At 65.2% G+C, this 24700-nt stretch carries 24 protein-coding genes and 1 riboswitch; of the genes, 10 read left to right on the top strand and 14 right to left on the bottom strand.

Annotated features, from left to right (window positions below):
- Positions 1 to 5 precede the first annotated feature (5 nt).
- Both AC1DV8_RS01100 and AC1DV8_RS01105 read left to right on the top strand, forming a co-directional pair.
- Positions 6 to 1061, top strand: coding sequence for a sulfate/molybdate ABC transporter ATP-binding protein (locus tag AC1DV8_RS01100; protein WP_477148283.1), 1056 nt, complete (start codon positions 6 to 8; stop codon positions 1059 to 1061).
- Between the two features lie 12 nt (positions 1062 to 1073).
- Complete coding sequence (locus AC1DV8_RS01105) at positions 1074 to 1352, top strand: hypothetical protein (RefSeq protein WP_477156160.1); 279 nt, start codon at positions 1074 to 1076, stop codon at positions 1350 to 1352.
- Here AC1DV8_RS01105 and AC1DV8_RS01110 read toward each other — a convergent pair.
- Together AC1DV8_RS01110 and AC1DV8_RS01115 are read right to left on the bottom strand one after the other, a co-directional pair.
- Complete coding sequence (locus AC1DV8_RS01110; RefSeq protein WP_477156161.1) at positions 1349 to 2350, bottom strand: DMT family transporter; 1002 nt, start codon at positions 2348 to 2350, stop codon at positions 1349 to 1351. The two genes, AC1DV8_RS01105 and AC1DV8_RS01110, sit on opposite strands and share 4 nt — an antisense overlap.
- A gap of 120 nt (positions 2351 to 2470) precedes the next feature.
- On the bottom strand, positions 2471 to 2830 hold the full coding sequence (locus AC1DV8_RS01115; protein ID WP_477148504.1) for a winged helix-turn-helix transcriptional regulator: 360 nt from the start codon (positions 2828 to 2830) through the stop codon (positions 2471 to 2473).
- Between the two features lie 256 nt (positions 2831 to 3086).
- On the opposite strand from AC1DV8_RS01115, the gene AC1DV8_RS01120 reads away from it, so the two are divergent.
- Entirely contained in the window at positions 3087 to 3983 is an 897-nt protein-coding gene (locus AC1DV8_RS01120) for an NAD(P)H-binding protein (RefSeq protein WP_477156162.1), read from the top strand.
- 39 nt (positions 3984 to 4022) lie between these two features.
- Here the strand turns inward: AC1DV8_RS01120 and purU are convergent, their stop codons facing one another.
- The 6 genes from purU to AC1DV8_RS01150 form a co-directional block, all read right to left on the bottom strand.
- Positions 4023 to 4874, bottom strand: coding sequence for a formyltetrahydrofolate deformylase (gene purU, locus AC1DV8_RS01125; protein ID WP_477148279.1), 852 nt, complete (start codon positions 4872 to 4874; stop codon positions 4023 to 4025).
- Between the two features lie 77 nt (positions 4875 to 4951).
- Positions 4952 to 5746 (bottom strand): 5-deoxy-glucuronate isomerase, encoded by a 795-nt coding sequence (iolB, locus tag AC1DV8_RS01130; RefSeq protein WP_477156163.1) that lies wholly within the window; start codon positions 5744 to 5746, stop codon positions 4952 to 4954.
- Positions 5727 to 5969, bottom strand: a complete 243-nt coding sequence (locus AC1DV8_RS01135; protein ID WP_477148277.1) for a hypothetical protein — start codon at positions 5967 to 5969, stop codon at positions 5727 to 5729. The genes iolB and AC1DV8_RS01135 overlap by 20 nt, the downstream gene beginning before the upstream one ends.
- A 60-nt stretch (positions 5970 to 6029) precedes the next feature.
- Positions 6030 to 6947, bottom strand: coding sequence for a myo-inosose-2 dehydratase (gene iolE / locus AC1DV8_RS01140; protein WP_477156164.1), 918 nt, complete (start codon positions 6945 to 6947; stop codon positions 6030 to 6032).
- 144 nt (positions 6948 to 7091) lie between these two features.
- Positions 7092 to 8936 (bottom strand): 3D-(3,5/4)-trihydroxycyclohexane-1,2-dione acylhydrolase (decyclizing), encoded by a 1845-nt coding sequence (iolD, locus tag AC1DV8_RS01145; protein WP_477156165.1) that lies wholly within the window; start codon positions 8934 to 8936, stop codon positions 7092 to 7094.
- A complete protein-coding gene (locus AC1DV8_RS01150; protein ID WP_477156166.1) occupies positions 8936 to 10819 on the bottom strand; it encodes a bifunctional 5-dehydro-2-deoxygluconokinase/5-dehydro-2-deoxyphosphogluconate aldolase in 1884 nt (627 codons plus the stop codon). The genes iolD and AC1DV8_RS01150 overlap by 1 nt, the downstream gene beginning before the upstream one ends.
- Before the next feature lie 258 nt (positions 10820 to 11077).
- Here AC1DV8_RS01150 and iolG point away from each other — a divergent pair, with 258 nt between their 5' ends.
- Together iolG and AC1DV8_RS01160 are read left to right on the top strand one after the other, a co-directional pair.
- The gene (gene iolG / locus AC1DV8_RS01155; RefSeq protein WP_477156167.1) at positions 11078 to 12064 is read left to right on the top strand and encodes an inositol 2-dehydrogenase; all 987 of its coding nucleotides are present in this window, start codon (positions 11078 to 11080) and stop codon (positions 12062 to 12064) included.
- A gap of 253 nt (positions 12065 to 12317) precedes the next feature.
- Complete coding sequence (locus AC1DV8_RS01160) at positions 12318 to 13145, top strand: SDR family oxidoreductase (RefSeq protein ID WP_477156168.1); 828 nt, start codon at positions 12318 to 12320, stop codon at positions 13143 to 13145.
- Positions 13146 to 13200: 55 nt separating this feature from the next.
- Here AC1DV8_RS01160 and AC1DV8_RS01165 read toward each other — a convergent pair whose 3' ends face one another.
- Complete coding sequence (locus tag AC1DV8_RS01165; protein WP_477148271.1) at positions 13201 to 14046, bottom strand: MurR/RpiR family transcriptional regulator; 846 nt, start codon at positions 14044 to 14046, stop codon at positions 13201 to 13203.
- 231 nt (positions 14047 to 14277) lie between these two features.
- Here AC1DV8_RS01165 and AC1DV8_RS01170 point away from each other — a divergent pair, with 231 nt between their 5' ends.
- From AC1DV8_RS01170 to AC1DV8_RS01185, 4 genes are all read left to right on the top strand, one after another.
- A complete protein-coding gene (locus AC1DV8_RS01170) occupies positions 14278 to 15054 on the top strand; it encodes an ATP-binding cassette domain-containing protein (protein WP_477156169.1) in 777 nt (258 codons plus the stop codon).
- A 9-nt stretch (positions 15055 to 15063) separates the two neighbouring features.
- Positions 15064 to 16077, top strand: coding sequence for an ABC transporter permease (locus AC1DV8_RS01175; RefSeq protein ID WP_477156170.1), 1014 nt, complete (start codon positions 15064 to 15066; stop codon positions 16075 to 16077).
- 81 nt (positions 16078 to 16158) lie between these two features.
- Positions 16159 to 17067 carry a sugar ABC transporter substrate-binding protein gene (locus AC1DV8_RS01180; RefSeq protein ID WP_477148268.1) on the top strand — a complete coding sequence of 303 codons (909 nt, stop codon included), beginning with the start codon at positions 16159 to 16161 and terminating at the stop codon, positions 17065 to 17067.
- 217 nt (positions 17068 to 17284) lie between these two features.
- Positions 17285 to 18400: a Gfo/Idh/MocA family protein gene (locus AC1DV8_RS01185; protein ID WP_477156171.1), complete on the top strand. Its 1116-nt coding sequence runs from the start codon at positions 17285 to 17287 to the stop codon at positions 18398 to 18400.
- An 82-nt stretch (positions 18401 to 18482) separates the two neighbouring features.
- Here the strand turns inward: AC1DV8_RS01185 and AC1DV8_RS01190 are convergent, their stop codons facing one another.
- Positions 18483 to 19460, bottom strand: coding sequence for a DMT family transporter (locus AC1DV8_RS01190; protein ID WP_477156172.1), 978 nt, complete (start codon positions 19458 to 19460; stop codon positions 18483 to 18485).
- A 120-nt stretch (positions 19461 to 19580) separates the two neighbouring features.
- A riboswitch (FMN riboswitch) is annotated at positions 19581 to 19729 on the bottom strand.
- A 204-nt stretch (positions 19730 to 19933) separates the two neighbouring features.
- Between AC1DV8_RS01190 and AC1DV8_RS01195 the strand changes: the two genes are divergently transcribed.
- Positions 19934 to 20416: a VOC family protein gene (locus tag AC1DV8_RS01195; protein ID WP_477156173.1), complete on the top strand. Its 483-nt coding sequence runs from the start codon at positions 19934 to 19936 to the stop codon at positions 20414 to 20416.
- Positions 20417 to 20453: 37 nt separating this feature from the next.
- On the opposite strand, the gene AC1DV8_RS01200 is transcribed toward AC1DV8_RS01195, so the two are convergent.
- From AC1DV8_RS01200 to AC1DV8_RS01215, 4 genes are read right to left on the bottom strand one after another with little or no spacing between them, the layout of a single operon-like run.
- Positions 20454 to 21263 carry an ABC transporter permease subunit gene (locus tag AC1DV8_RS01200; protein WP_477148264.1) on the bottom strand — a complete coding sequence of 270 codons (810 nt, stop codon included), beginning with the start codon at positions 21261 to 21263 and terminating at the stop codon, positions 20454 to 20456.
- A complete protein-coding gene (locus tag AC1DV8_RS01205; protein ID WP_477148263.1) occupies positions 21264 to 22220 on the bottom strand; it encodes an ABC transporter permease subunit in 957 nt (318 codons plus the stop codon).
- Positions 22217 to 23365, bottom strand: a complete 1149-nt coding sequence (locus tag AC1DV8_RS01210) for an ABC transporter ATP-binding protein (protein ID WP_477148262.1) — start codon at positions 23363 to 23365, stop codon at positions 22217 to 22219. The genes AC1DV8_RS01205 and AC1DV8_RS01210 overlap by 4 nt, the downstream gene beginning before the upstream one ends.
- A 51-nt stretch (positions 23366 to 23416) precedes the next feature.
- Entirely contained in the window at positions 23417 to 24508 is a 1092-nt protein-coding gene (locus tag AC1DV8_RS01215; protein ID WP_477156174.1) for a polyamine ABC transporter substrate-binding protein, read from the bottom strand.
- Between the last annotated feature and the right edge of the window lie 192 nt (positions 24509 to 24700).

Raw genomic sequence — 24700 nt, forward strand, 5'->3', positions numbered from 1 at the left:
GGCCCATGAGTTTGGATATTCGCGTCGATACCGTCCGCAAGGAATTCTCGCACTACCCGGCGCTCAACGACGTGTCGCTCGAGGTGAAATCGAGTGAGCTGATCGCGCTGCTCGGCCCCTCCGGCTCGGGCAAGACCACGCTGCTGCGGCTGATCGCCGGGCTCGAGATGCCGACCGCCGGCCGCATCTTCTTCGGCGACGAGGACGCATCGTCAAAGACCGTACAGCAGCGCAATGTCGGCTTCGTGTTCCAGGCCTACGCACTGTTCCGCAATATGACGGTGCTCGACAACATCTCGTTCGGGCTGAAAGTGCGGCCGCGCGCGACCCGCCCACCCAGGGCGGAAATCCGGCGTCGAGCCATGGAACTGCTCGACCTGGTGCAGTTGAGCGGGCTCGAGAAGCGCTTCCCGCAGCAGCTGTCGGGCGGCCAGCGGCAGCGCGTGGCGCTCGCCCGAGCGCTCGCCATCGAACCGCGCGTGCTGCTGCTCGACGAGCCGTTCGGTGCGCTCGATGCGCAAGTCCGCAAGGAGCTGCGCAAGTGGCTCCGCGAAATCCACGATCGCACCGGGCACACCACGGTGTTCGTGACGCATGACCAGGAAGAGGCTCTGGAACTGGCCGACCGGCTGGTGGTGATGAGCCAGGGCAAGATCGAGCAGGTCGGCACGCCCGACGAGGTCTACGACCGGCCGAACTCGCCCTTCGTCTTCTCGTTCATCGGCGAATCGAGCTCGATCCCCGTAGCGGTCGAGAACCATGAGCTGTGGGTTGGTGGTCGCGCCATCGGCCTGCCAGCGCCGGCCGACGCACCGGGCGAGGCGAAGCTGTTCTTCCGCCCACACGATGTGGAACTGGTCGAGGACGGAGTGGGTGCGGCGCTGGCCGGCGTCGTCGTTGCCTCGCGCCGGGTTGGCGGCACGCGCCGCGTCGAACTCGAAATCGGCGGCCTGCCCGAGCGGGTCGAAATCGACCTGCCGTTCGACCATCCGGCGGGGGAACGGACGCGCATCGCGTTCAGGCCGAAGCGCTGGCGGGTGTTCCCGGCGGCCAATGCCTGAGACGGTTCACTGATGGAAGAGCGCAACGGCATCGACCTGCTTGTCATCGGTGCCATCTGCCTCGTGGTCTTGGTGATCCTGGCAGCGCCGTCGATCGATTGGGCGCCAATTATCGTCGGCGGCGCCGTCGTCATGTTCATCCTGATGCGGATCTTTCTGCCAATGCCATGGCAATCTGGCATCCGTTTGCGCAAGGAAGACAAGGAGTGGAACACATGGATCGGCCCGGGACGGAAGGAGGGGTCTCGACCAAAGGACGACCCTGAGGGGAAGGACGAGCCCAACTCCTAAGCGTTGGTCTTGCTCTGCCTAAGACTGATCGCCGTTACCAGCCAGATACCCACGCTCACCAGCACCAGCGCCGCCAAGTTCTTCCACTCGAGGATCGATTCCCCGAGGAACAGCCCCGACAGCAGCACGCCGAAGATCGGGATGGCGCAGTTGAAGATCGCCACGGCGCCGACCGGGTTGTGCTTCATCAGCACGCTCCACAGCGCGAAAGCAGCGGCGGAGAGGGCCGCCAGGTAGACGAGCAGCAGGCTCGCCTCCCAGCCAAAACCGGTGAAGTGACCGCCCCCGGCAAAGCCTGCGGCGGTCAGCATCAGCCCGCCGAGCAGCAGCTGCCAGCCGGTCATCGTCGCCGGCTCCATGTCGGCGCTGAGGCGCTTGCCGTAGATCGCGCCCAGCGAGAACATCAGCGCCGCTATGATGATGAAACCCTCGCCGAGCAGCGTCAGGTGCAAGTCGAACCCAGCGGCCGAGAGGTTCACCGTGACGACACCGGCAAAACCGACAAGGCAGCCGAGGATCCGCCGGCCGGTCAGCTTGTCGTTCTTGTAGAGCCAGTGGGCCAGCAGCACCGAAAAGAAGGTGCTGGTCGAGGTGATGATCGAGACCTTGGTGCCGGTCGTGTGGGCGAGGCCGATATAGTAGAACAGGTATTGCGCGGCCGTCAGGATCAGACCCAGCAGCGCCAGCTCGCTCAGTCGCCGCGGCGATGGCAGCAGCGGCTTCCTGCTGGCGGCCGTGTAGGCCAGCAGCAGCAACCCGGCGAGGCTGAAACGAAGTCCCGCGAAGAGCAGCAGCGACGGGGTGTCGGAGGGCACGATGCCGAGCAGCCCATAGCCGATCTTCACCGCGGGCACGGCGCTGCCCCACAGCAGGCAGCACAGCAGCGCTATGGCGACGACGACGCGGCGGTCGGAAAAGATCGAGGGGGCGGACACGCCACGCTTGTGGTGGATTTGGCGGAACAGGGCAAGGACAACCGACTCCGAGCGTGTGGCCACCCCCACCCTCATTCCCTCCCCACAAGGGGGAGGGAGGCGATAGCTGCAATGCCTCAGTTCCTGCGTCTCCCTCCCCCTTGTGGGGAGGGACCAAGGGTGGGGGTGCAACTCGCTCCGGCGCTAAGCCGCCTTGGCAAACTCCGCCCGGGCTTCCCGGATCGCCGGGTGATGCGTGAACGCCCAATCCACCAGCGCGCTCAGCGGCACCAGGAAGCTCCTGCCCATGGGGGAGAGCCGATACTCGACGCTCGGAGGCGTGGTCGGAAACACCTCGCGCTCGATCAGCCCATCGGCCTGCAGGTCGCGCAGCGTCTGGGTCAGCATGCGCTGCGAAATGTCGCCGATGGCCCGCTTCAGCTCGCCGAACCGATAGGGCCGTTCGGCTAGCTGGGTGACGATCAGTACGCTCCACTTGTCAGCCAGCTGGTCGAGCACGTTGCGCACCGGGCATTGCGAAGGATCCGGGAAGTCTCCCTTCATCTTTTCGAAGTGCGGGGCAAGATCGGTAGGAGAGAGGCCAGGCATCAGGTGGTTCCTTCGAGGTAACCAGGGGCGGCAAAACTGCCGTCTTGTGCGGTTCAGGGTAGTTCCTATTGTATACGTAGTCTCAAAAAGAGACAAGCCAGGGGGCTGTTCGACATGCCCTCCGGTTCCCCGCTTTCGCGATCGAAAGAGTCCCGTCCTCGCTTCCAGCGAGGGCAGGCAGCTGTCGGTTGTGCCCATTGGAGACCCGATCATGACTACCTCTGCTCCCAAACTCCTCGTCACTGGCGCCAACGGCAATCTCGGCCGCCTGGTGCTCGATCACCTGCTCGACACTCTACAGGTCGCGCCCGGTCGCATCATCGCCACCACCCGTGATCCGGCGAAGCTCGCTGATATCGCAGCGCGCGGCGTTGCTGTCCGTGCGGCGGACTTTGCCAGGCCCGAGACATTGCCGGCGGCCTTCGCCGGAGCGGATCGCCTGCTGCTGATCAGCACGGGAACGTTCGGAAACCGCGTTACCGAGCATAAGGCGGCAATCGACGCGGCAGTTGCGGCGGGGGTCCAGCACGTGCTCTACACCTCGATCCCCAACCCGGTGGAGCCCGAGCTGGCGATCGTGCACGACCATGCCAAAACTGAGGATGTGCTGGCGGCCAGCAGCCTCCCGGGTTGGACGGCGCTGCGCAACAACTGGTATTTCGAGAACCTCAACCACACCATCCCGGGGCTGCTCGCGTCGGGCCAGTGGTTCACAGCGAACGGCGACGGCCGCATCGCCTATGTCGCCCGCGGCGACCTCGCCCACGCGGCGGCAGCCGCACTCGCCAATGGCGGTGACGGCAAGCGCGCACTGACGCTGGGCGGCTCCAAGGCCTATACGACGGCCGAACTGGCTGTCCTGATCGGCGGCGCCTTCGGCAAGACCATCGAGGTGGTGCCGGTCACCGCGGAGCAGGTGGAGCAGGGCATGGTGGGGCACGGCGTGCCGGCGCCGGTGGCCGCGGTCCTCGCATCGGCGGACGTCAATATCGCCAAGGGCCGCCTGGGCGACGTGACCGGGGACGTGGAGAACCTGATCGGCGGCAAGCCGCAGTCGTTCGAGGACTGGCTGGCGGCCAACAAGGCGGCATTCTCGCAGGCGGCTTAAGCGCCGCCGCCCGGTCCGGCTGGGGCGGCGCCTGCTGCCTCAGCCAAACACCACCGTCTTCTTGCCGTTCAGCATCACCCGGTTCTCGAGGTGAAGCTTCACTGCCCGGGCCAGCACCCGGCTTTCGATATCGCGCCCCGCGGCCACCAGGTCGTCGGGGCTCAGCGCGTGGGTCACGCGCGCCGTTTCCTGCTCGATGATCGGGCCCTCGTCGAGCTCCGGCGTCACGTAATGAGCGGTGGCGCCGATGATCTTCACACCGCGCTCGTGGGCCTGGTGATAGGGCTTGGCACCCTTGAAGCTGGGCAGGAACGAGTGGTGGATGTTGATGATCTGGCCGTAGAGCCGGGTCGCGAACTTGTCCGACAGGATCTGCATATAGCGGGCCAGCACCACGAGGTCCGCGCCGGTCTCCTTGAACAGGGCGATCACCTGCTCCTCCTGCTCGGCCTTGTTGTTCTTGCCGACCGGCAGCACGTGATAGGGGATGCCCTCGTAGTCGGCGGTCTTCCGGCTATCCTCGTGGTTGGAAACGATCGCCACCACCTCGGCATCAAGCCAGCCAACCCGGATCTGGTAGAGCAGGTGCAGCAGGGTGTGGTCGAACTTACTGACCATCACCAGGATCTTCTTCTTCTTCGCCTCGTCCACCAGCGTGGTGCGCATGCCGAAGCGCTCCACCGCCGGCTTCAGCCCGCGCTCCAGCGCATCGCGATCGACACCAGCCGGCGTGGTGAAGGCCAGCCGCATGAAGAACTGGCCGGTCTCCTTGTCCCAGAACTGGTTGGATTCAGCGATGTTACAACCGAGGCCCGCCAGTTCCGTGGTCACCGCGGCAACAATCCCCGGCCGATCGGCACAGGAGAGGGTGAGAACGAAATTGGACGACATGTCAGGCACTCCGGAAACAAAGTCGCGGAGCGATGCACGCAGGGGCGAGGCGGGTCAAGGGGGAGGCGGGCGTAGGGTTACGCCAACATCCACTCATGCTCAGGCGCGTTGTAGAACTTCCACGTCCGCGTCGGCCCGGCCATGACGTTGAGGTAATAGATGTCGTACCCCGCCACCGCCGCCACCGGGTGATAGCCCTTGGGCACCATCACCACGTCGCCATCCTCGATCAGCATCGTTTCATCCAGCGACCGATCATCGGTATAGACGCGCTGGAAGCCGAACCCCTGGGGCTTCGAGAACCGGTGATAGTACGTCTCCTCGAGAAAACTCTGGCGCGGCAGGTCGTCTTCGTCGTGCCGGTGCGGCGGGTAGCTCGAGGTGTGGCCGCCGGGGGTGATCACCTCGACTACCAGCAGCGAATCCGCCGCTGCCGTCTCGGGCAGGATGTTGGTGGGGTAGCGGGTATTGGTGCCCTTGCCGCGGGTCAGTCGTTCGACATCATCAGGCCCGATCACCCGCGGCGGTCGCGCACCGCGGACGCCCGGGGCCGAGCAGACCGCAACCTCGAGCGGCGTCAGTGCCTCGATGCGCCAGTTCGCGCCGGCCGGCGCATAGACCGAATAGCCCGGGCCTTCGAACGGGCTCATGCGGCCGCCGACGAGGAAGTCCTGCCCGTCGATGTTCACGTTGGCCCGGCCCGAGATCAGCACGATGCAGACCTCGCGGTCGTCGCCGCCGCCCCGCGCGATGTCGCCGGCATTGGGCAGCTTGTGCAGGTCAAACCCGACATAGCTCCAGCCGGCATTCTCAGGCGTGATGTGGTGGACGTGGCCCTGTTCGGCAGTGGGCCTAGCTTTTAGGTTTGCCATCGATCTTCTTGAGCTCGTTCTCGAAGTTGATGAAGAAGGTCCAGACCCCGTAGGCCAGCGCCGCCAGCGTGATCAGGCCCCAGAACTGGTCGTGGTTGTAGAGCCACTCCCAGCCGCACCAAACCGCGATGATCGCAATCAGGATCACCCGCCGGTAGAGCGGCTTGAACCAGGGCAGGGTGAAGAGCCCGGGTTTCTTTCCTTCGTTGTTGTCGTCCGTCACGCCGATCCTCCTGAAAGACGTCAAACTAGTCGATCAGGCGACCGTGCGAAACGCCCGCATTCAGCGATTGGGAAAACCCTGCGTCTCGACGGTGTAGCCGGCCAGCGTCATCACCCGCATCAGCTCCTTGTGGCCCACCTGCGCCATCCGGAGCGGCGGGTTCTTCTTGGGGTCCTGTTCAGCCTCGACGACGAACCAGCCCTCGTAGCCATAGTCGGCGAGCTTCTGGACGATCGCGGCGAAATCCAGCGAACCGTCGCCCGGCACGGTGAAGGCGCCGAGCGCCACCGCATCGAGGAAGCTCTGCCTGGTGCGATCGAGCCCATCGACCACGGCCTGGCGGATATCCTTCACATGCACATGGCTGATCCGGGCATGGTGGTTGTCGATGGCGCGCAGCACATCGCCGCCGGCAAAGGCCAGGTGCCCCGCATCGAGGAGCAGCGGGATGCCGGGGCCGGAGTTCCGCATGAAGGCATCGAGCTCGGGCTCGGTCTCGACCACCGCCGCCATGTGGTGGTGGTAGGCCAGCGGCACGCCCTGCTCAGCGCACCATTCGCCGAACTGCGTCACCTTCTTGGCATAGGCCCGCATCTCGTCGTCCGAGAGCTTCGGCTTCGTCGCCAGCGGCTTGCTCCGGTCGCCCTGGATCGAGCGGCCGACTTCGCCGTAGACGATGCAGGGCGCGTCCACCGCTTTGAACAGCTCGATCATCGGGGCGATGCGCGCCTGGTTGGCGGCAATGTCCTCGTTGACCAGCGTGCCCGAGAACCAGCCACCGCAGAGCGTCACGTCGGCCGCGCGGAGGATCGGCAGCATGACGTCCGGATCATCGGGAAAGCGGCGGCCCTTCTCCATGCCGGTAAACCCGGCCGAGCGCGACTGGCGCAGGCATTCTTCCAGCGACACGTCATCGCTCAGTTCCACCAGATCGTCGTTCCACCAAGCAATGGGGGACATGCCGAGTTTGGCCTTCACGTCGTTAGTCTCCAGTTTCTGATCCACCCACCGGCGTCATCCCCGCGAAGGCGGGGACCCAGTGCGGTCCATCGGCGTCCGAGGGTGTGGCGATATCCCACTAGGTTCCCGCCTTCGCGGGAATGACGTCGTGGGTGTTGCGCCTCAGTGCCGCTGACCCTTCAGCGCTTCCTCATATTCCTTGCGCGCCGCATTCACCTGCGGCCTCACTGACACCTCCGGCACCGCCACATCCCACCAGTGCCCGCCGGCGTCGGTGGTGATCAGCGGGTCGGTGTCGATCACCAACACCGTGGTGCGCTCCACCTTCTCGGCGTCCGCGAGTGCGCTTTCCAGCTCCGCAATTGACGCAGCCTTCCGCACCCAGGCCCCCATCGAGGCCGCGTGCGCGGCGAAGTCGATCTCGGGCAGCGTCTCGTGGAAGGTGTCCTTCAGCAGGTTGTTGAAGTTCGCCCCGCCGGTGGCCATCTGCAGCCGGTTGATACAGCCGAAGCCGCGGTTGTCGAGCACCACGATGGTCAGCTTCTTGCCCAGCATCACCGAGGTGGCGATCTCGGAATTCATCATCATGTAGCTGCCGTCGCCGAGCATCACGATCACGTCGTCATGCGGCTTCGCCAGCTTCACGCCCAGCCCGCCGGCGATCTCGTAGCCCATGGTCGAGTAGCCGTATTCCATGTGGTAGCTGCCCGGCGCGCCGGCTGGCCACAGCTTGTGCAGTTCTCCCGGCAGCCCGCCTGAGGCGCAGACCAGCGTCGCGCCCGAACCGCGGGCCCGGTGCACAGCACCGATCACCTGCGCGTCCGACGGTAGCGCGTTGGTCGGATCGGTGACGGCCTTTGCGGCGGTCAGCCATTTGGTCTTGGCCTCCTTGGCGGTGGAGACCCAGGCATCCGGCGATTTCCAGCGACCGAGCTTCGCTTCCAGCGCCGCCAGCCCAGCCTTCGCGTCGGCAACAAGCGGTAGCGCCCGGTGTTTTCCCGCGTCGAACGGCTGCGCGTTGAGCCCGACGATCTGCACGCCCTCGGCCTTGAACAGCGCCCACGAGCCGGTGGTGAAATCCTGCAGTCGCGAGCCGACTGCGAGCACGACATCGGCCTGTTCGGCCAGCAGGTTCGAGGCCGACGAGCCGGTCACGCCGACCGATCCCATGTTGAGCGGATGGTCGTGCGGCAACGACGATTTACCGGAATTGGTTTCCATCACCGGGATGCCGTGCGCCTCGGCGAAAGCCTTCAGCGCCCCAGCCGCCTCCGAATACAGCACGCCGCCGCCAGCGATGATCACCGGCTTCCTCGCGGCCTTCAGCGCCGTCACGGCCTGCTCGAGTTCGTTGCGATCCGGCTCCGGCCGGCGCGGCGTCCACACTCGCTCGGCAAAGAAGCTCTCGGGATAGTCGAACGCTTCGGCCTGCACGTCCTGGCAGAGGCTCAGCGTCACCGGGCCGCATTCGGCCGGGTCGGTCAGCACCTGCATGGCGCGGTTCAGCGCCGGGATGATCTGCTCGGGCCGGGTGATGCGGTCGAAATAGCGGCTGACCGGGCGGAACACGTCATTGGCGCTCACCGTGCCGTCGCCCCAGTCCTCCACCTGCTGCAGCACCGGATCGGGCGCGCGGTTGGCGAACACGTCGCCAGGCAGCAGCAGCACCGGCAGCCGGTTCACATGCGCCAGCGCGGCGGCCGTCACCATGTTGGTGGCGCCCGGCCCGATCGAGGAGGTCGCCGCCATGAAGCGCCGGCGGAAGCTGGCCTTGGCGAAGGCGATGGCGGCGTGCGCCATGCCCTGCTCGTTGTGAGCCCGGTAGGTCGGCAGCTCGTCGCGGACCTGGTACAGCGCCTCGCCGAAACCCGCGACATTGCCGTGGCCGAAAATGGCGAACACGCCGCCGAAGATCGGCACTTTCTTGCCGTCGATCACGGTCATCTGCCGCGTCATGAAACGCGCCACAGCCTGTGCCATGGTGAGGCGTACTGTCTTATCGGCCATCATTGAGCCTCCCAAATCCCCACCAGCGCCTTGAAGCGCGCAGTCATGTCCGCGACCGCTTCGGCGTCGGTCATCGTGCCAGCAAACCACGCCTTGGCCGCCTCGGCAAAGAGAGTACGACCGACGGCAAAGCCGCGCACCGTGCGCGAGCCGCGCGCGATGGCGAACCCCTGCGCCAGCTCGTCCTGCGGCGCCTCGAGCCCGAGTAGCACGACACCGCGGCAGAGCGGATCGCGTGTTTCGATCACCTGGTCGACGGCCTCCCAGGCTCTGGCGTCGGGCTGCGATTCGAGCTTCCACCAGTCGGGCTTCAACCCGGCGTCGTAGAGTTCGGCCAGCGCCCGCGCGGTGGTCTTGGAGTCGACCGGACCGGCCTTGCTCGCAATGATCTCGATCAGGATGTCGCGGCCCACCTTGCGTGCAGCTTCGTAGGCGGAGCGGAGCTTTTCGATCTGCTCGGCCTTCAGCGCCGCCGGGTCGTCCGGATGATAGAAGCACAGCACCTTGATGCAATGATCGACTGGCCACTCGGTCAGCCGACTGCCGAGGTCCTGCGAGAACTCGAAGCGCAGCGGGCGGCTGCCGGGCAGCTCGATCGGCCGGGCGATCCAGAAGTTCTTCGGCGCTTCGAACAGTGCGTCGCGGCCATATTTGTCATCGAGCAGCATGCCGAAGCCGGGACGGCCATTGGCCACCGCTGCAGCCGCCTTGACCGCCAGCACCTTGAAGGCGGGGATGCGGTCGGTGCGGGTGCCAGCGATATCCTCGATCTGCTTGCGGTGATCGATGGCGAAGGCGGTGAGCTTGGGCCAGGCTTGCCGGCGGGTCGTCGCCCAGTGCAGGTGGTTCAGCGCTTCGTCCTTCCGCAGCGCCTTTTCCTTGCTGCCGTGCTTCAGGAAATACTCGAGCTCGGTCCAGCTCGGATACTCCGGCGCGCAGAGCAGGCGGGATACCGCGAAGGCGCCGCAGGCATTGGCCCAGGTGGCGCTGGTTGCATGGCTCTCGCCCTTCAGCCAGCCACGCAGGAAGCCGCTCATGAAGGCGTCGCCGGCACCGAGCACATTGTAGACTTCGATAGGGAAGCCCTGGCCGACGATGCCGTGCTCAAGGTCGTCGCCGATCGGGCCGTCGTAGACGACGCAGCCCTTGGCGCCGCGCTTCAGCACCACGGTGGCATTGGTGACAGTGCGGATGGTCTTGAGGGCTTGCAGCAGGTCGCTTTCGCCGGCGGCGACCAACACTTCTTCCTCGGTGCCGACGATCAGGTCGCAGTCAGCAAGGACGGGGCGCATCTTGGCCGAGACGTAGTCCGATTTGACGTAGCGCTCGAAGCCCGCGGCATGGCCGGCAAGTCCCCACAGGTTGGGCCTGTAGTCGATGTCGAACACCACCTTGCGACCGGCCGCCTTGGCGATGCGGATCGCCTTTAGCTGCGCGGCTTCCGCATTGGGGGTGGAGAAATGCGTGCCGGTCACCACGATGGCACTGGCCGACTGGATGAAACCCTCGTCGATATCCGCTTCGTCGAGCGCCATGTCGGCGCAATCGGTGCGCACGAAGATCATCGGCGAGACACCTTCGGCCTCCACGGCCAGCAGCACCAGCGCAGTCAGGCGCTTGTCGTCGGTGGCGATGCCGGTGATGTCGACGCCTTCGCGGGCCATCTGCTCCTTGATGAAGCCGCCCATCTGCTCGGCGCCGACGCGGGTGATCAGCGCCGATTTCAGCCCCAGCCGGGCAGTGCCGACGGCGATGTTGGCGGGGCAGCCGCCGACGGATTTGGCGAACGAGCCGATATCCTCGAGACGCGAGCCGATCTGCTGGCCGTAAAGATCGACCGATGAGCGCCCGATGGTGATGACATCGAGCTTTGGCTCCGCCATGATCTCCCCCGCATAGTCTGACTGGACAGCTTTCAGCGGCCGTTGTATCCCTCGCGCGAATGAAACGTCAATTCCGAAATGGAATATTTCCGGAATGGATGTTCCATTTTGTGGGCTGCTGAACCGGCGGGAGTGCGCCGGCAGAAGTTCATGATCCAAGCATGGACTATCGCGCAACTCAGCATGGTCGAATGCACAGATTTGCAGTTCAGGATGCATGCAGCATCCGTTCATCTAGGTTGATCGGGGAGAATAGAATTGGTCAGGTTTGCTGTCCTGGGTGCGGGGCGTATCGGCAAGGTCCACGCGGGGACGATTAGCAACTCCAGCCGGGCCAGCGTCACCTACGTCGCCGACGCCATTCCCGACGCTGCGGCATCGCTGGCCGCCTCGGTCGGCGCCAAGGTCGCGACGATCGACGAGATCCTCGCCTCCGACGTCGATGCGGTCCTGATCGCCACCCCCACTGACACGCATGCCGACCTGATCGAGCGGGCGGCGCGGGCGGGCAAGGCCATCCTCTGCGAGAAGCCGGTGTCGCTGTCGGTGGAGCGAATCGAGGCCTGCCTGCCGGTGGTTAAGGCGGCCGGCGTGCCGCTGATGATCGGCTTCAACCGCCGGTTCGATCCGAACTTCGCCGCGGTGCAGAAGCGGATCCAGGGCGGGGAGATCGGCGATGTCGAGATCGTCACCATCGTCTCGCGCGACCCGGCGCCGCCGCCAGTCAGCTATATCGAGCGTTCCGGCGGGCTCTACCGCGACATGATGATCCACGATTTCGACATGGCGCGCTTCCTCGTCGGCGAGGAGTTCGTCTCGGTCCACGCGCTCGGTAGCGCGTTGGTCGACAAGGCCATCGGCGTCGCTGGCGACGTCGATACCGCCGCGGTGCAGATGCAGACCGCCTCTGGCAAGATCGCTGTCATCACCAACTCCCGCCGCGCCACCTATGGCTACGACCAGCGGGTCGAAGTGCACGGCTCGAAGGGCATGCTGCGTGCCGGCAACATCCACATGACGACGCTCGAGCGGGCCGACGGGGCCGGCTTCACGCAGGACGTGATCCAGAATTTCTTCATCGACCGGTACGTCGCGGCCTACGCGGCCGAGGTGAACACGTTCATCGACGCGATGACCAACGGCACCACGCCGACGCCGTCCGGATACGATGGACTGCAGGCGCAGAAGCTGGCGGAAGCCGCAACCAAGAGCTCGCAGACCGGACAGGCGGTCCGCGTCGGGTAAGGCGCAAGGCCTTGGTGGCTGTGGACCCCCACCCCTGTCTCCTCCCCCTAAGAATGGGGAGGAGACGGGAAACGCTGGAATTCATGTGAGGGGCTCCCTCCCCATGTTCAGGGGTAGGGGACAGGGGTGGGGGTCGGAGAGCACCGGCGCGGCTGCCCAATGGGAAGCATCGTCATCGCACGATGGGGCTTGGCTTGCGTTGCCCAAATCCCTAGTCTCCGGCCGCTTTCCTTTACCCATTTGAGTCCCAGACATGACTGATAGTGCCTCCGCCCAATTTGCCGGCAAGATTGCCGTTGTCACCGGTGCCGCGCAGGGCATCGGCGAGGCGGCGGCGCGGCTGCTGGCGGCGCGCGGCGCGGCCGGCGTGGTGCTGGTCGATCGGCGCGCCGAGCAGGGCGAGGCGGTGGCCAAGTCGCTGAACGCAGCCGGCACCAAGGCAGTCTTCGTCGAGGCGGATCTGGCGGATCCCGAGGCGGTGGCGAAGGTCATTCCCGCGGCGGACAAGGCGTTCGGCCGGGTGGATATCCTCGCCAACATCGCGGGGCTGACCGATCGCGGCACCATTCTCGACACCGATCTCGCGCTCTACGACAAGATGTTCGCCGTCAACGTGCGGGCGCCGTTCTTCCTGATGCAGGACGCCATCAAGGTGATGCAGCGCGAGCGCACCGAGGGGACGATCGTCAACATCCTGTCGGTCAACGCCTATATCGGCTCGCCCAACCTCGCGGCGTACAGCGCGTCGAAGGGCGCGCTGATGACGCTGACCAAGAACACCGCCAACGCCGTCAACATGATGCGGATCCGGGTCAACGGCATCATCCTCGGCTGGGCCGACACGCCGGGCGAGCACGAGACACTGAAGAAGTTCCACGACGCATCGGACGACTGGCTGGAACAGGCCGAGCCGACGCGGCCGTTCGGCAAGCTGATCAAGCCGGAAGACGTAGCCCGGCTGATCGCCTTCCTCGGCGGCCCGGAATCGTCGCCGATGACAGGGTCTTGCGTGGAGTACGAGCAGACGGTGGTCGGGGCGTACGCCGGAAGCGCGCTGGGCTATCCGCAAAAGAAGGCCTGAGGCTCTGGGGTGCAGCAGTCGCCTTCTCCCCTTGTAGGAGAAGGCAGGGGGTGTCCTACTTTTCGCCGCGTCGGCTTGCGACCGCGACGGTCAGTGTCATCGCCAGCGCCATGGTTGCGGCCATCGAGCGGAAGCCCTCGAAGTCCGCTTCGACAATCTCGAGCCAGGCGTCGGCGATCGGCGCGATGGGGCTAAAGATCGAGTCGGTGATCGAGACGACCTTGGCGTGCCGGGCTTTTGCCGCGTGGGCGAGGGTCACCGTCTCGCTGGCATAGGGTGTGAAGCTGATGGCCAGCACTGCGTCGCGGGGCGAGATGAAGCCGATCTGTTCGGCGCCGAGCCCGGCGATGCCGTCGACCAGCATATTGCGGATGCCGAGCTTGCCCATGGCGTAGGCCATGTAGCTGGTGATGGGGAACGAGCGGCGGAGGCCGACGAGGTAGACGGTCTCCGCCTTGGCGAGGATTTCGACAGCCGTATCAAGGGTTTCCGGGTCGAGCTTGAGCCGCAGGTCGGCGACCGAGCGCTCGGCGGCATCGGCAAAACCCTGCAGCAGCAGGCCGCTTTTTGATGCGCCGCCGTGCTCGCGCAGCTGCTTCAGGCGCTCTTCGTAGCTCGGGACGCGGTCGCGCAGGCGGGCGCGGAACACGTCCTGCAGGTCGGAAAAGCCTTGATAGCCAAGGGCCTGGCTGAAGCGCACCAGCGTTGACGGCTGCACGCCCGAGCGTTGCGCGACGCTGGCGGCGGTGCCGAAGGCGATGTCGTCGGGGTTATCGAGCGCGAAGCTCGCCACCTGGGTCAGGCGGCGGGGCAGGGTGGGGGCGCGGGCAGCAATCAGCGCGCGCAGTGCGGGAAAGTCCCGCGGCACCGCATCATCGAGCTTGATATCCCCGTCGTCCATTCCGGCCTCAAAATGCATGCATTCGACGCGGCAGAGTCCAACATAAGTGCAGGCCAAGTCCATGAACTTCTGCCAGCACCGTTCGGGTTATCCACGTTCCGAATTTGGAACACGTCCCGCTTGACGACCCACCTTAGAATGGAATAAACATTCCATCAACAGGGAATGCGGTATCATTCGTTCCATTCAATGAGAACGAGGCCGCAGCAAGGTCGGGGAGGACCGTGCACAATGGCGGCAATGCTGCTCGAAGCCAGGGGAATATCGAAGTATTTCGGCGCCATCACGGCGCTGCGCGACGTGAACTTCCACGTGGCGCCGGGTGAAGTGCTGGGCGTGGTCGGCGACAATGGCGCCGGCAAATCGACCCTGATGAAGATCCTGAGCGGGCTGTTCAAGCCGAGCGAGGGCGACCTGGTGTTCAACGGCGCGCCGGTGCATTTCTCGAGCCCCAAGGACGCGCAGAAGCTCGGCATCGAGATGGTCTACCAAGACTTCGCGCTGGCCGGGAACATGCCGATCTACGAGAACATCTATCTCGGCCGCGAGCCGGGAACGAAGTTCGGGCCGCTGACCATCGTCGACCATAAGCGGTCGCGGCAGATGGCGACCGACCACCTCGACCGGCTGCATATCCACGTCAAATCGGTGGAGCAAAACACCGAGGACCTGTCGGGCGGACAGCGGCAGGCGGTGGCGATCGCGCGGGCCACCGCGTTCGACGCCAAGCTGGTGATCATGGACGAGCCGACCGCGGCTCTCGCCATCAAGGAAGTCGGCAAGGTGCTCGATCTGGTGCGCTCGCTGAAGGAGCACGGGGTGGCGGTGATCATCATCTCGCACCGCATGGACGACATCTTCTACTGCTGCGATCGGGTGATGGCGCTCTACCAGGGCACCAATTTCGCCGAGTCGGAGCTGGGAAAGACCTCGCGCAACGAGGTCATCGGCTGGATCATGGGGACCAAGGGGCACACCACCGCCCTCGCCCATGACAACATGCATTGAGGGCGGGCCATGTCTGATACCCCCGCTACCAAATCCGGGTTCTCGCTTCGCGGCCCCGGCATGTCGAAATTCCTCGAGGTCTACGGCATCATCCTCGTCGTCGTGGTGATGATGGCGGTGCTGGCCGCGATCAAGCCGGACGTGTTCCTGTCGGCGCAGAACCTCACCAATATCCTGAAGCAAAACGCCTCGTTGGCGCTGCTGGCGCTCGGCATGTACGTGGTGATCGTCACCGCCGGCATCGACCTCAGCGTCGGCTCGATCATGGGACTCTCCATGGTCAGCCTTGCGATTGCGTCGAAGGCCGGGGTGCCGTGGCCGGTGGTGCTGCTGATCGGTCCGGCGATCGGGCTGATCGTCGGCTGGGTGAACGGCGTGGGTCTCACGGTGCTGAAGCTGCCGCATCCGTTCATCATGACGCTCGGCACGCTGAACGTAGCGCGCGGGCTCACCTATTTGATCTCGAACGGCGCGCCGATCTCGGGCCTGCAGCCTGAGGTGCGTTACATCGGGCAGGCCTATTTCGGCCTCGGGCTGCCGGCGCCAGCGGGCATCCCGGCGAGCCTGATCCTTGTCGGGGTGTGCGCCATCGGGCTGTGGTTCTTCCTAGAGAAGACCAATATGGGCCGGCACATCTTCGCCATCGGCGGCAATCCACATGCGGCGCGGGTGTCGGGTATCAATGTCGATCGTACCCTGGTGGTGGTCTACATGATCTCGGGCTTCATGGCCGGGCTCTCGGGCCTGCTGCTCGCCGGTCGGACGGACTCGGGCTTCCCCAATGCCGGCATCGGTATCGAGCTCGATGCGATCGCGGCAGTGATCATTGGCGGCGCCTCGTTCTTCGGCGGGCGTGGCACGGTACTGGGCGTCCTGGCCGGCGTGCTGATCATGGGCATCCTGCGCAACGGCTTGAATATCAACAATGTCTCGGCGTTCTGGCAGCAGATCCTGATCGGTCTGGTGATCATCGTCGCCGTCTATATCGACGTGCTGCGCCGCCGCGCTGCGGTGCGCCGCTAGGAGGAATCGGGCCCGGCCGTGTCTCCCGGCCGGGGTCCTGAGGGAACGGAGACAACAAATGGTTCAGGGAGGACCATGACCATGAAGAAACTGCTTCTTACGGGCGTTGCGCTGAGTGCGCTGCTCGCCATGGCCGGTTCGGCCAACGCCGCGTTCGTCCTGGGCATGAAGGGCCCGGGCGCCGGCAATCCGTTCTGGGCGGCGGTCGAGGCCGGCGCCAAGGCCAAGGGTGCCGAACTCGGCGTCGAGGTGATCGTCGTCGCGCCGCCGTCCGAATCGGACGTGCAGGCACAGATCACCCAGATCGAAGACCTGATCGCACAGAAGGTGGACGGCATCGCACTGGCGCCGACCGACCCGAACGCGCTCGCCCCGGTGGTGGACGCGGCCAAGGCCGCCGGCATCCCGGTGGTGTTCGTCGATACCCGCGGCATCAATGAAGGCGTCACCTTCATCGGCACCAACAACGAAGTGGGCGCCGCACTTGCCGCCGACTTCATGTGCAAGAACCTGCCGTCGGGTTCGGACGTCGCGATCCTCCAGGGCCTGATTTCGCAGTCGACCGGGCAGGCTCGCGCCGATGGTTCGAAGAAGGGTCTCGAAGCCTGCGGCCTCAAGGTCGTCGCCGAGCAGACTGCCGAGTGGGATCGCGCGAAGGGCCTCGCCGTGACCGAGAACATCCTTGCCGGCAACCCGAACATCAAGGGCATCTTCGGCTCCAACGACAACATGGCGCTCGGCGCCGTGGAAGCGTTGAAGGCTGCGGCCAAGCTCCAGGACGTGATGGTTGTCGGGTTCGACGCCAACCCGGATGCGGCGGCCTCGATCCTCGCGGGCGAAATGACCGCTTCGGTGGCACAGGCGCCGGCCAATATGGGCGGCTTCGGCATCCAGGCGCTGGTCGACCTCAAGGCCGGCAAGACGCTCGAGCCGTGGATCGATACCGGTACCGTGCTGGTCACCAAGGATAACGCCGCGGATTACAAGTAAGCTCTCCTCCAAGGAGCTGACGCCCGGAGTCCGCAAGGGCTCCGGGTGTTCTTTTGATAGACGGCTTGTTCGGTGCGAGCCGACCCCCACCCCTGTCCCCTCCCCCTAAGAATGGCGAGGGAGACGCTGGCCTCAATTTTGGTGTGTGGTTCTCCCTCCCCAGTAGGGGGAGGGGACAGGGGTGGGGGTCCCCAGCCACCGGCGGAAGGAAGAAAACATGACCACCATCGGCGTCGGCCTCATCGGCACGGGATACATGGGCAAGTGCCATGCGCTGGCCTGGAATGGGGTAAAGCCGGTGTTCGGGGATGGGCCGAAGCCGCGGCTGGTGCATCTCGCCGAGGTGTCGCCGGAGCTGGCAGCGCGGCGGGCCGACGAGTTCGGGTTCGAAAAGTCCACCTCGGACTGGCGCGAGCTGATTGCCGATCCGGAAGTGGAGGTCGTGTCGGTGACGACGCCGAACGCCTTCCATGCGGAGATGGCGATCGCGGCGCTGGAGGCGGGCAAGCACGTCTGGTGCGAGAAGCCGATGGCGGTGGGTTTTGCCGAAGCGCAGCGGATGGTTGCGGCGGCGAAGGCCTCGGGGAAGGTCACGGCGCTCGGCTATAACTACATCCAGAACCCGGTGATCCGGCACATCAAGCGGCTGCTCGACGAGGGAGCGATCGGGGCGGTGAACCATGTCCGGTTCGAGATGGACGAGGACTTCATGGCCGACCCCGAGGCCCTGTTCTACTGGAAGAGCGAGGCGTCGTCGGGCTACGGCGCGCTCGACGATTTCGGGGTGCATCCGCTGAGCCTGATGCAGTTCCTGTTCGGTGGCGTGAGCCGGGTGATGGCGCAGCTGGCGATGCCCTATGCCGACCGGCCGAGCCGGGATGGCGGGCGGCGGAAGGTCGAGACCTACGATATTGCTTCGGTGCTACTGGAGCTTACGAATGGTGCGTCCGGGGTGATGGCGCTCGACCGCTCGGCCTGGGGGCGGAAGGGGCGGATTGCGCTGCAAGTGTTCGGCAGCAAGGGGACGATCGTTTATGACCAGGAGCGGATGAACGAGTTCCAGCTCTACACCGCCAGCGACCACGCGAGCGAGCAGGGGTTTCGGACGATCCTGACGGCTCCGGTGCATGCGCCGTATGAGCGGTTCATTCCGGCGCCGGGGCATGGCTTGGGCTTCAACGAGCTGAAGATCATCGAGTGCCACGAGTTGCTCAAGGCGATCGGTGGGGATGGGGCGGCGCAGATCGTCGATTTTGCGCGCGGGCTCGAGATCGAGCGGGCGGTGCATGCGATGGCAGAGAGCCATCAGGAGCAGCGCTGGGTTTCCGTCTGACAAGCGGACGACGGCCAGAGGCCGTCGCCGCAGGGGGCCGCAGTCACGGCGGCCCCGGAGCGCCTGAGTTGGTGCAGTCAGCTCAGGCGGTAGCGAGGGTGCCGGTGCGGCCGCGGCTTTCGACCCAGTAGATGAACACCGAGGCCAGAACGATCAGCGCTGCGCCCGGCCAGAACCAGACCGACGGGACCTGGCCGAGGATGACCCAGCCGACGAGGCCGCTCAGTGGCACCTTGCTGTCGCCGAAGGGCTGCAGGTACGTCGCGTCGGCCACCTTGTAGGCATAGGCGAGCAGGTACTGCGCGGCGGCAGTGAGCGCACCGAGCAAAGCCAGCAGCCACAGGGCGTTGCCCGAGGGGAGCGCGAAGACGTTGTTGGCGATACCGGCCGGTAGCAGGCCGGGCGCGACGATGCTGAGGCCCCAGACGGCGAGCAGGATCAGCAGATGGTTCGGCGTCACGAGGACCAGCAGCGAGATGGTCAGCGTCTCGGGGCTCTCGCCCTTGAGTGCGAGGTACTTGGTGAGCACGTCGGTGGTGCCCCACAGGGCCGCGGCGACGATCGGCACGAGGGCCGTCCAGCCGAGGCTGTCGGTGCCGACGCCGGAGACGATGATGGCGCCGACGAAGCCCAGCAGCGCCGCAGTGATGCGGGCCGGGGAGGCGCGCTCGCCGAGGAAGATGGTGGAGCCGAGGATGATGAACAGCGGGCCGGTGGCGAGCAGGGTCACCATCTGCCAGATCGGCACCCCGGAGGCGAAGCCGTAGACGAAGACGTGGACCCCGAGCGCCGAGACGAAGGCGCGGATCTCGTGCGCCAGCGGATGGCTGGTGCGGAGCTTGCTGACGCCGATGCGGAGGATCAGCGGCAGGCTGAGGATGGCGGCAATGACATATTGCCAGAAGGCCATGCCGGTGGAGCTCATGCCGAAGCCGCCATACTCCACCGGAGTCGGCAGCACCGACTGCAGCAGGTTGGAACCGGCAAAGGCGAAGGCAGCGACCAGCATGAATGCGGCGCCGGTGGCGGCAGAGTTGGTAGACGAGGAAATCTGGCTCATCGTGGATCCTTTCCGTAACCAGTTCCCTCAGGGAGTTACGGGGATCGGCGATGGAAAATGGCGTCCTGCCCGAATGGTGGGCAGCCCAAAATGGGCGGACGCCGGCAAGCCAGCGCGTGGTCCCGTTCTCTTTCATCCGGACTATACCGTCGGCTCCGGAATTACACCGGATCTGCTGACCCTCTGGATTGCTCCGGAGGCGCTCGCGGGCTTTGGGCTTTCACCCATTTACCGCCGGTGGGGAGTTGCACCCCGCCCTGAGAACTTGCCGGCCGATAGTTCGACCGACCGCGCTCACATAGACCTGTCGCGTTGGCTGCGCAAGCAGGCACAAAGACGAAACCGGGACGACGGCGCGTTCGGGATGAGCGAACGATGGGACGTTCGTGGTCTGTTGTATTATCGCTAATACTGATGCAGAGTACAGCAGGCGCCGGGAGGGCGCGGCACAACATCATCACGAGGAGACGAGCATGGCGGCGTTCAACAGCCTGGGGCACATTGCGCTCAAGGTGCAGGATCTGGAGGCTTCGATCGCCTTCTACGAGAAGCTCGGATTCCCCGAGTTCCTGCGGCTGACCGAGGAGGATGGGCAGGCGTGGATCGCCTACCTGCGCTTCGACGACAACCTCTATCTCGAGCTGTTCCCGGGCGGGAAATCGCGCGTTGCGGGTCCGGAGGCGACGGGGACCAACCATTTGTGCCTGACGGTCGACGATATCGAGGTGGCGGAGCGGCACCTGCAGAGCGTCGGCATCGCGCTGATGCATCCGCGCAGCGACAAGCGCGGGCTCGACCGCAATCGCGGCATGTGGATCGAGGACCCGGACGGCAACCGGATCGAGATCATGGAGATGTTGAAGAACTGCATCCAGTTCGAGGCGATCGCCAAGCTGAAGGCGGGCGGGGGGAAGACGAGCATCGTGGCGCCGACGCGGCCGAAGCAGGTGGCTTAGCTGTTCATGCCCTGAAGTTGGGAAGCGGGTGCGCGGACTATGACGCCCGCTTTTCCTTGCCGGCGCGCAGCCCGATGATCGTGGCGCCTAGCACGCCGAGGGCGACGATGCCGATGATGATGGTGGCGAGGGCGTTGACGTCGGGGGAGACGCCGAGCTTGATCTTGGAAAAGATCACCATCGGCAGGGTGGACGAGCCCGGGCCGGAGACGAAGCTGGCGATCACCAGGTCGTCGAGCGACAGGGTGAAGCCGAGCAGCCAGCCGGAGACCAGGGCGGGCGCAATGATCGGCAGGGTGATGTCGAAGAACACCCGGAACGGGGTGGCGCCGAGGTCCATCGCGGCTTCCTCGAGGCTCAGGTCGAGGTCGGAGAGGCGCGACTGCACCACCACGGTGATGTAGGCCATGCAGAACGTGGTATGCGCGATGACGATGGTGAGCATGCCGCGGCCGGCGGGCCAACCGAGGGTCGATTCCATCCCGACGAACAACAGCAGCAGCGCCAGGCCGGTGATCACGTCGGGCATGACCAGCGGGGCCGAGACGGTGCCGGCGAGGACGGTGCGGCCGCGGAAGCGCTTGAAGCGCACCAGCGCCACGGCGCAGAGCGTGCCGAGCACGAGAGCGAAGCTCGCGGAGAAGAAGGCGATGCGAAGGCTCAGCCAGGCAGCGCCCAGCATCTGCTCGTCGGCGAACAGTTCGCCGTACCATTTGGTGGAAAAGCCGGACCACACGGTGACCAGCTTGCTCTCGTTGAACGAGAACACCACCAGCGAGATGATCGGCAGATAGAGAAAGGCGAAGCCGAGCGTCGCCGTGATGGGGAGGAACCAGCCGCGCCGCATCTACTTGCCTTTCTCGACCACCGCATCCTGCGCCTTTTGCAGTAGCAGGATGGGGATGACGACGACGACCAGCATGGCGATGGCGACGGATGCGGCGCGCGGCCAGTTGGTGGCGCCGAAGAACTCGTCCCACAGCACGCGGCCGATCATCAGCGTCTCCGGCCCGCCCAGCAGCGAGGGGATGACGAACTCGCCGATCGCCGGGATGAACACCAGCATCGAGCCGGCGACGATGCCCGGCAGCGATAGCGGCAGGGTGACCGAGATGAAGGTCTGCCAGGGGCGCGAGCCGAGGTCGGCGGAGGCCTCGAGCAGCGCCGAGTCGAGCTTCACGAGGTTGGTGTAGAGCGGCAGGATCATGAACGGCAGGTAGGTGTAGACGATGCCCACATAGACCGCGAAATCGGTCTGCATCATCACCAGCGGCTCGATGCCGAATACGGCGAGCACCTGGTTGATCACGCCGTTGCCGCGCATGAAACCACTGAGCGCGTAGACGCGCAGCAGGAACGAGGTCCAGAACGGCAGGATCACCAGCATCAGCAGGATGTTGCGCCACTTGTCCGGGGCGCGGGCGATGGCATAGGCCATCGGATAGCCGATGAAGAGGGTGATCACCGTGGCGATCAGCGCGATGCGGATCGAGCTCAGGTAGGCCGCGACATAGAGCGGATCGGTGAAGAGCTTCAGATAGTTGGAGAGGTGCAGCGTCAGCTGCACGGTGCCGCCTTCCGTGGTGAGCAGCGGCGAGTAAGGCGGGCGGCCGAACTGCTTGGTGGCGAGCGAAATGCCGAAGACCACGGCGAGCGGGATGAGGAAGAAGACGGTCAGCCAGATGGCGGGCGCGGCAATCACCAGCGTGCGGCCGGAAATGCCGACGTCGCGCAGCCGGCGCTCCAGCCCACTCCAGGGGCGGAGGCGCCGCGGCGGCGGCAACTGGTTGCCGGTGAGGGTCATACCGTCAGCACCGAGCCAGAGCTGTCGCCCCAGGTGACGTAGACCTGCTCTTCCCAGGTGATGGCGTCGGGGTTGCCGCGGGCGGTGTTGGTCTGGCTGACGCGGATGCGTTTGCCGCTCTCGAGCACGACCTGGTAGACGCTCATGTCGCCCAGGTAGCCGATATCCTCCACCACGCCCTTGGTGACGTTGGCGCCATTGAGCGCTTCGGGCCTCTCGCGGCTCAGCTCCATCTTTTCGGGGCGGATGGCCCACCAGAGGAGCTGGTCCGGGGCGCAATCGACACCATGGCCGACATAGATGTCGCAGCCGAGCTCCGGCGAGCGGATGCGGACATGGTCCGGCTCATCCTCGGTGACGACGCCCTCGACCATGTTGGCTGAGCCGATGAAGCTCGCGACAAAGCGCGAGTTGGGGAACTCGTAGATGTCGTGCGGTTCGCCGATCATGGCGATCTCGCCCTGGTTCATCACGCCGATGCGGGTGGCGAGCGTCATCGCCTCTTCCTGGTCGTGGGTGACGACGATAAAGGTGACGCCGAGAGATTCCTGGATCTTGACCAGTTCGAACTGGGTCTCTTCGCGCAGCTTCTTGTCGAGCGCGCCGAGTGGTTCGTCGAGCAGCAGCAGTTTGGGGCGCTTCGCCAGCGAACGGGCGAGGGCGACGCGCTGGCGCTGGCCACCCGACAGCTGGTTCGGCTTCCGCTTGCCGTAGTCCTGGAGCTTCACGAGGCTCAGGAGCTCCGCGACCCGATCGGCGATCTCGCCGCGCGGCATGTTATCGCGCTTCAGCCCGTAGGCGATGTTCTGCTCGACGTTCATGTGCGGGAACAGCGCATAGGACTGGAACATCATGTTGACCGGCCGCTGGTAGGGCGGCACCTCGGTCATGTCCTGGCCGTCGATCTCGATGGTGCCCGAGGTCGGCTTTTCGAAGCCCGCGAGCATGCGCAGCAGGGTCGACTTGCCCGAACCCGAGCCGCCGAGCAGGCAGAACAGCTCCGACTTGTAGATGTCGAGCGACACTTCATGCACAGCCGAGACGTCGCCGAATTTCTTCGAGACGTTGCGAATGCGCACAAACGGCTTGGCCGACGGATCGCGCCAGGGGCGCGTGTCGATGGCGAGCTGCGGCTTCTTGGCCATTCGGCACCTGAGACTGGAAAAGGGGGCGGTGAGTACCGCCCCCTGAGGAGATTACAGACCGGTTTTGATGCGGGTCCAGGTCCGGGTCAAGACCTCTTCGAACTCAGGCGAGTGCGCCTTCATCACGAATGCCTTGGCGATGGTCTCGGCCGGCGGGTAGATGCCCGGGTTCGACTTCACTTCCTCGTTCACGAACTCCAGCGCCGGCAGGTTCGGGTTGGCGTAGAACACGTAGTTGGTGATCGCGGCCACCACTTTGGGTTCGAGGATGTAGTTGATGAACTTCAGCGCGTTATCCGGATGCGGCGCGTCGACCGGGATGGCGAGGAAGTCGAACAGTGTCGCAGCGCCTTCCTTGGGGATCAGGTACTTGACCTCGTTGCCCTGGGCAGCCTGCGCGGCGGCATCGGCGGCGATGAAGATATCGCCCGAATAGCCGAGTGCGAGGCAGATCTCGCCGTTGCCCAGATCGTCGATGTACTGGCTCGAGTGGAAGTAGCGGAGCGACGGCTTGATGCTGGCCATCAGCGCCTCGGCTTTGGCCAGATCCTCTTCCTTTTCGGAGTTCGGATCGAGGCCGAGATAGTGGAGAGCAATGCCCATCACCTCGGACGGGCTATCGAGCACGGCGACGCCGCAATCCTTGAGCTTGGCCACCACTTCGGGCTTGAACAGCAGGTCCCAGCTGTCGAGCGGGGCGTCGGCGCCGAGCGCCGCGGTGACCTTGGCGACGTTGTAGCCGAGGCCGATAGTGTTGATCATGTAGGGCACGCCGTGGGCGTTGTCCGGATCCTGCGAGGCGGCAGTGGCCATCACGGCGGGGTCGAGGTTAACCAGGTTCGGCAGCTTCGACTTGTCGAGCGGCAGGATCAGGCCGGCCTTGATCTGGCGCTCGAGGAAATTGCCCGAGGGGACGACGATGTCGTAGCCCGAATTGCCGGCGAGCAGCTTGGCGTCGACGATCTCGTTATTGTCGTAGACGTCGTAGTTCACCTTGATGCCGGTCTGGGCTTCGAAGTTGGCGATGGTGTCTTCGGCGATGTAGTCGGACCAGTTGTAGACGTTGACCACATTGTCCTGCGCGAGCACCGGGGTAGCGACGAGCAGCGCTCCCAGAGCGGCGATGAGCATCGGCTTATGCATTTGTTGTGTCTCCTTGATTCAGAACCGCGGGTGGCCTGCGGTGCATGGCGGATGGCCCCGACGCCTCGCGGCGCCGGATGGCAGAAGCCCGACGGCGTGCCGGGCGAATTTCGAAGAAGCTGGGGGTGCAGGTGGACCGGCTACGGAGATGTCGGTCAGCGGGTACGCGGGAGGGTAGGCCAAGCAGCGCGG

It is taken from the genome of Devosia sp. P3_B2 (genome assembly GCF_056402875.1).

Bases quoted from the DNA above. Each gene is read 5' to 3' on its own strand.
- AC1DV8_RS01100 (WP_477148283.1), top strand. From the start codon at position 6: ATGAGTTTGGATATTCGCGTCGATACCGTCCGCAAGGAATTCTCGCAC.
- AC1DV8_RS01105 (WP_477156160.1), top strand. From the start codon at position 1,074: ATGGAAGAGCGCAACGGCATCGACCTGCTTGTCATCGGTGCCATCTGC.
- AC1DV8_RS01115 (WP_477148504.1), bottom strand. From the start codon at position 2,830: ATGAAGGGAGACTTCCCGGATCCTTCGCAATGCCCGGTGCGCAACGTG.
- AC1DV8_RS01120 (WP_477156162.1), top strand. From the start codon at position 3,087: ATGACTACCTCTGCTCCCAAACTCCTCGTCACTGGCGCCAACGGCAAT.
- purU (WP_477148279.1), bottom strand. From the start codon at position 4,874: ATGTCGTCCAATTTCGTTCTCACCCTCTCCTGTGCCGATCGGCCGGGG.
- iolB (WP_477156163.1), bottom strand. From the start codon at position 5,746: ATGGCAAACCTAAAAGCTAGGCCCACTGCCGAACAGGGCCACGTCCAC.
- iolD (WP_477156165.1), bottom strand. From the start codon at position 8,936: ATGGCCGATAAGACAGTACGCCTCACCATGGCACAGGCTGTGGCGCGT.
- AC1DV8_RS01150 (WP_477156166.1), bottom strand. From the start codon at position 10,819: ATGGCGGAGCCAAAGCTCGATGTCATCACCATCGGGCGCTCATCGGTC.
- AC1DV8_RS01160 (WP_477156168.1), top strand. From the start codon at position 12,318: ATGACTGATAGTGCCTCCGCCCAATTTGCCGGCAAGATTGCCGTTGTC.
- AC1DV8_RS01165 (WP_477148271.1), bottom strand. From the start codon at position 14,046: ATGGACGACGGGGATATCAAGCTCGATGATGCGGTGCCGCGGGACTTT.
- AC1DV8_RS01170 (WP_477156169.1), top strand. From the start codon at position 14,278: ATGGCGGCAATGCTGCTCGAAGCCAGGGGAATATCGAAGTATTTCGGC.
- AC1DV8_RS01175 (WP_477156170.1), top strand. From the start codon at position 15,064: ATGTCTGATACCCCCGCTACCAAATCCGGGTTCTCGCTTCGCGGCCCC.
- AC1DV8_RS01180 (WP_477148268.1), top strand. From the start codon at position 16,159: ATGAAGAAACTGCTTCTTACGGGCGTTGCGCTGAGTGCGCTGCTCGCC.
- AC1DV8_RS01185 (WP_477156171.1), top strand. From the start codon at position 17,285: ATGACCACCATCGGCGTCGGCCTCATCGGCACGGGATACATGGGCAAG.
- AC1DV8_RS01190 (WP_477156172.1), bottom strand. From the start codon at position 19,460: ATGAGCCAGATTTCCTCGTCTACCAACTCTGCCGCCACCGGCGCCGCA.
- AC1DV8_RS01195 (WP_477156173.1), top strand. From the start codon at position 19,934: ATGGCGGCGTTCAACAGCCTGGGGCACATTGCGCTCAAGGTGCAGGAT.
- AC1DV8_RS01200 (WP_477148264.1), bottom strand. From the start codon at position 21,263: ATGCGGCGCGGCTGGTTCCTCCCCATCACGGCGACGCTCGGCTTCGCC.
- AC1DV8_RS01205 (WP_477148263.1), bottom strand. From the start codon at position 22,220: ATGACCCTCACCGGCAACCAGTTGCCGCCGCCGCGGCGCCTCCGCCCC.
- AC1DV8_RS01210 (WP_477148262.1), bottom strand. From the start codon at position 23,365: ATGGCCAAGAAGCCGCAGCTCGCCATCGACACGCGCCCCTGGCGCGAT.
- AC1DV8_RS01215 (WP_477156174.1), bottom strand. From the start codon at position 24,508: ATGCATAAGCCGATGCTCATCGCCGCTCTGGGAGCGCTGCTCGTCGCT.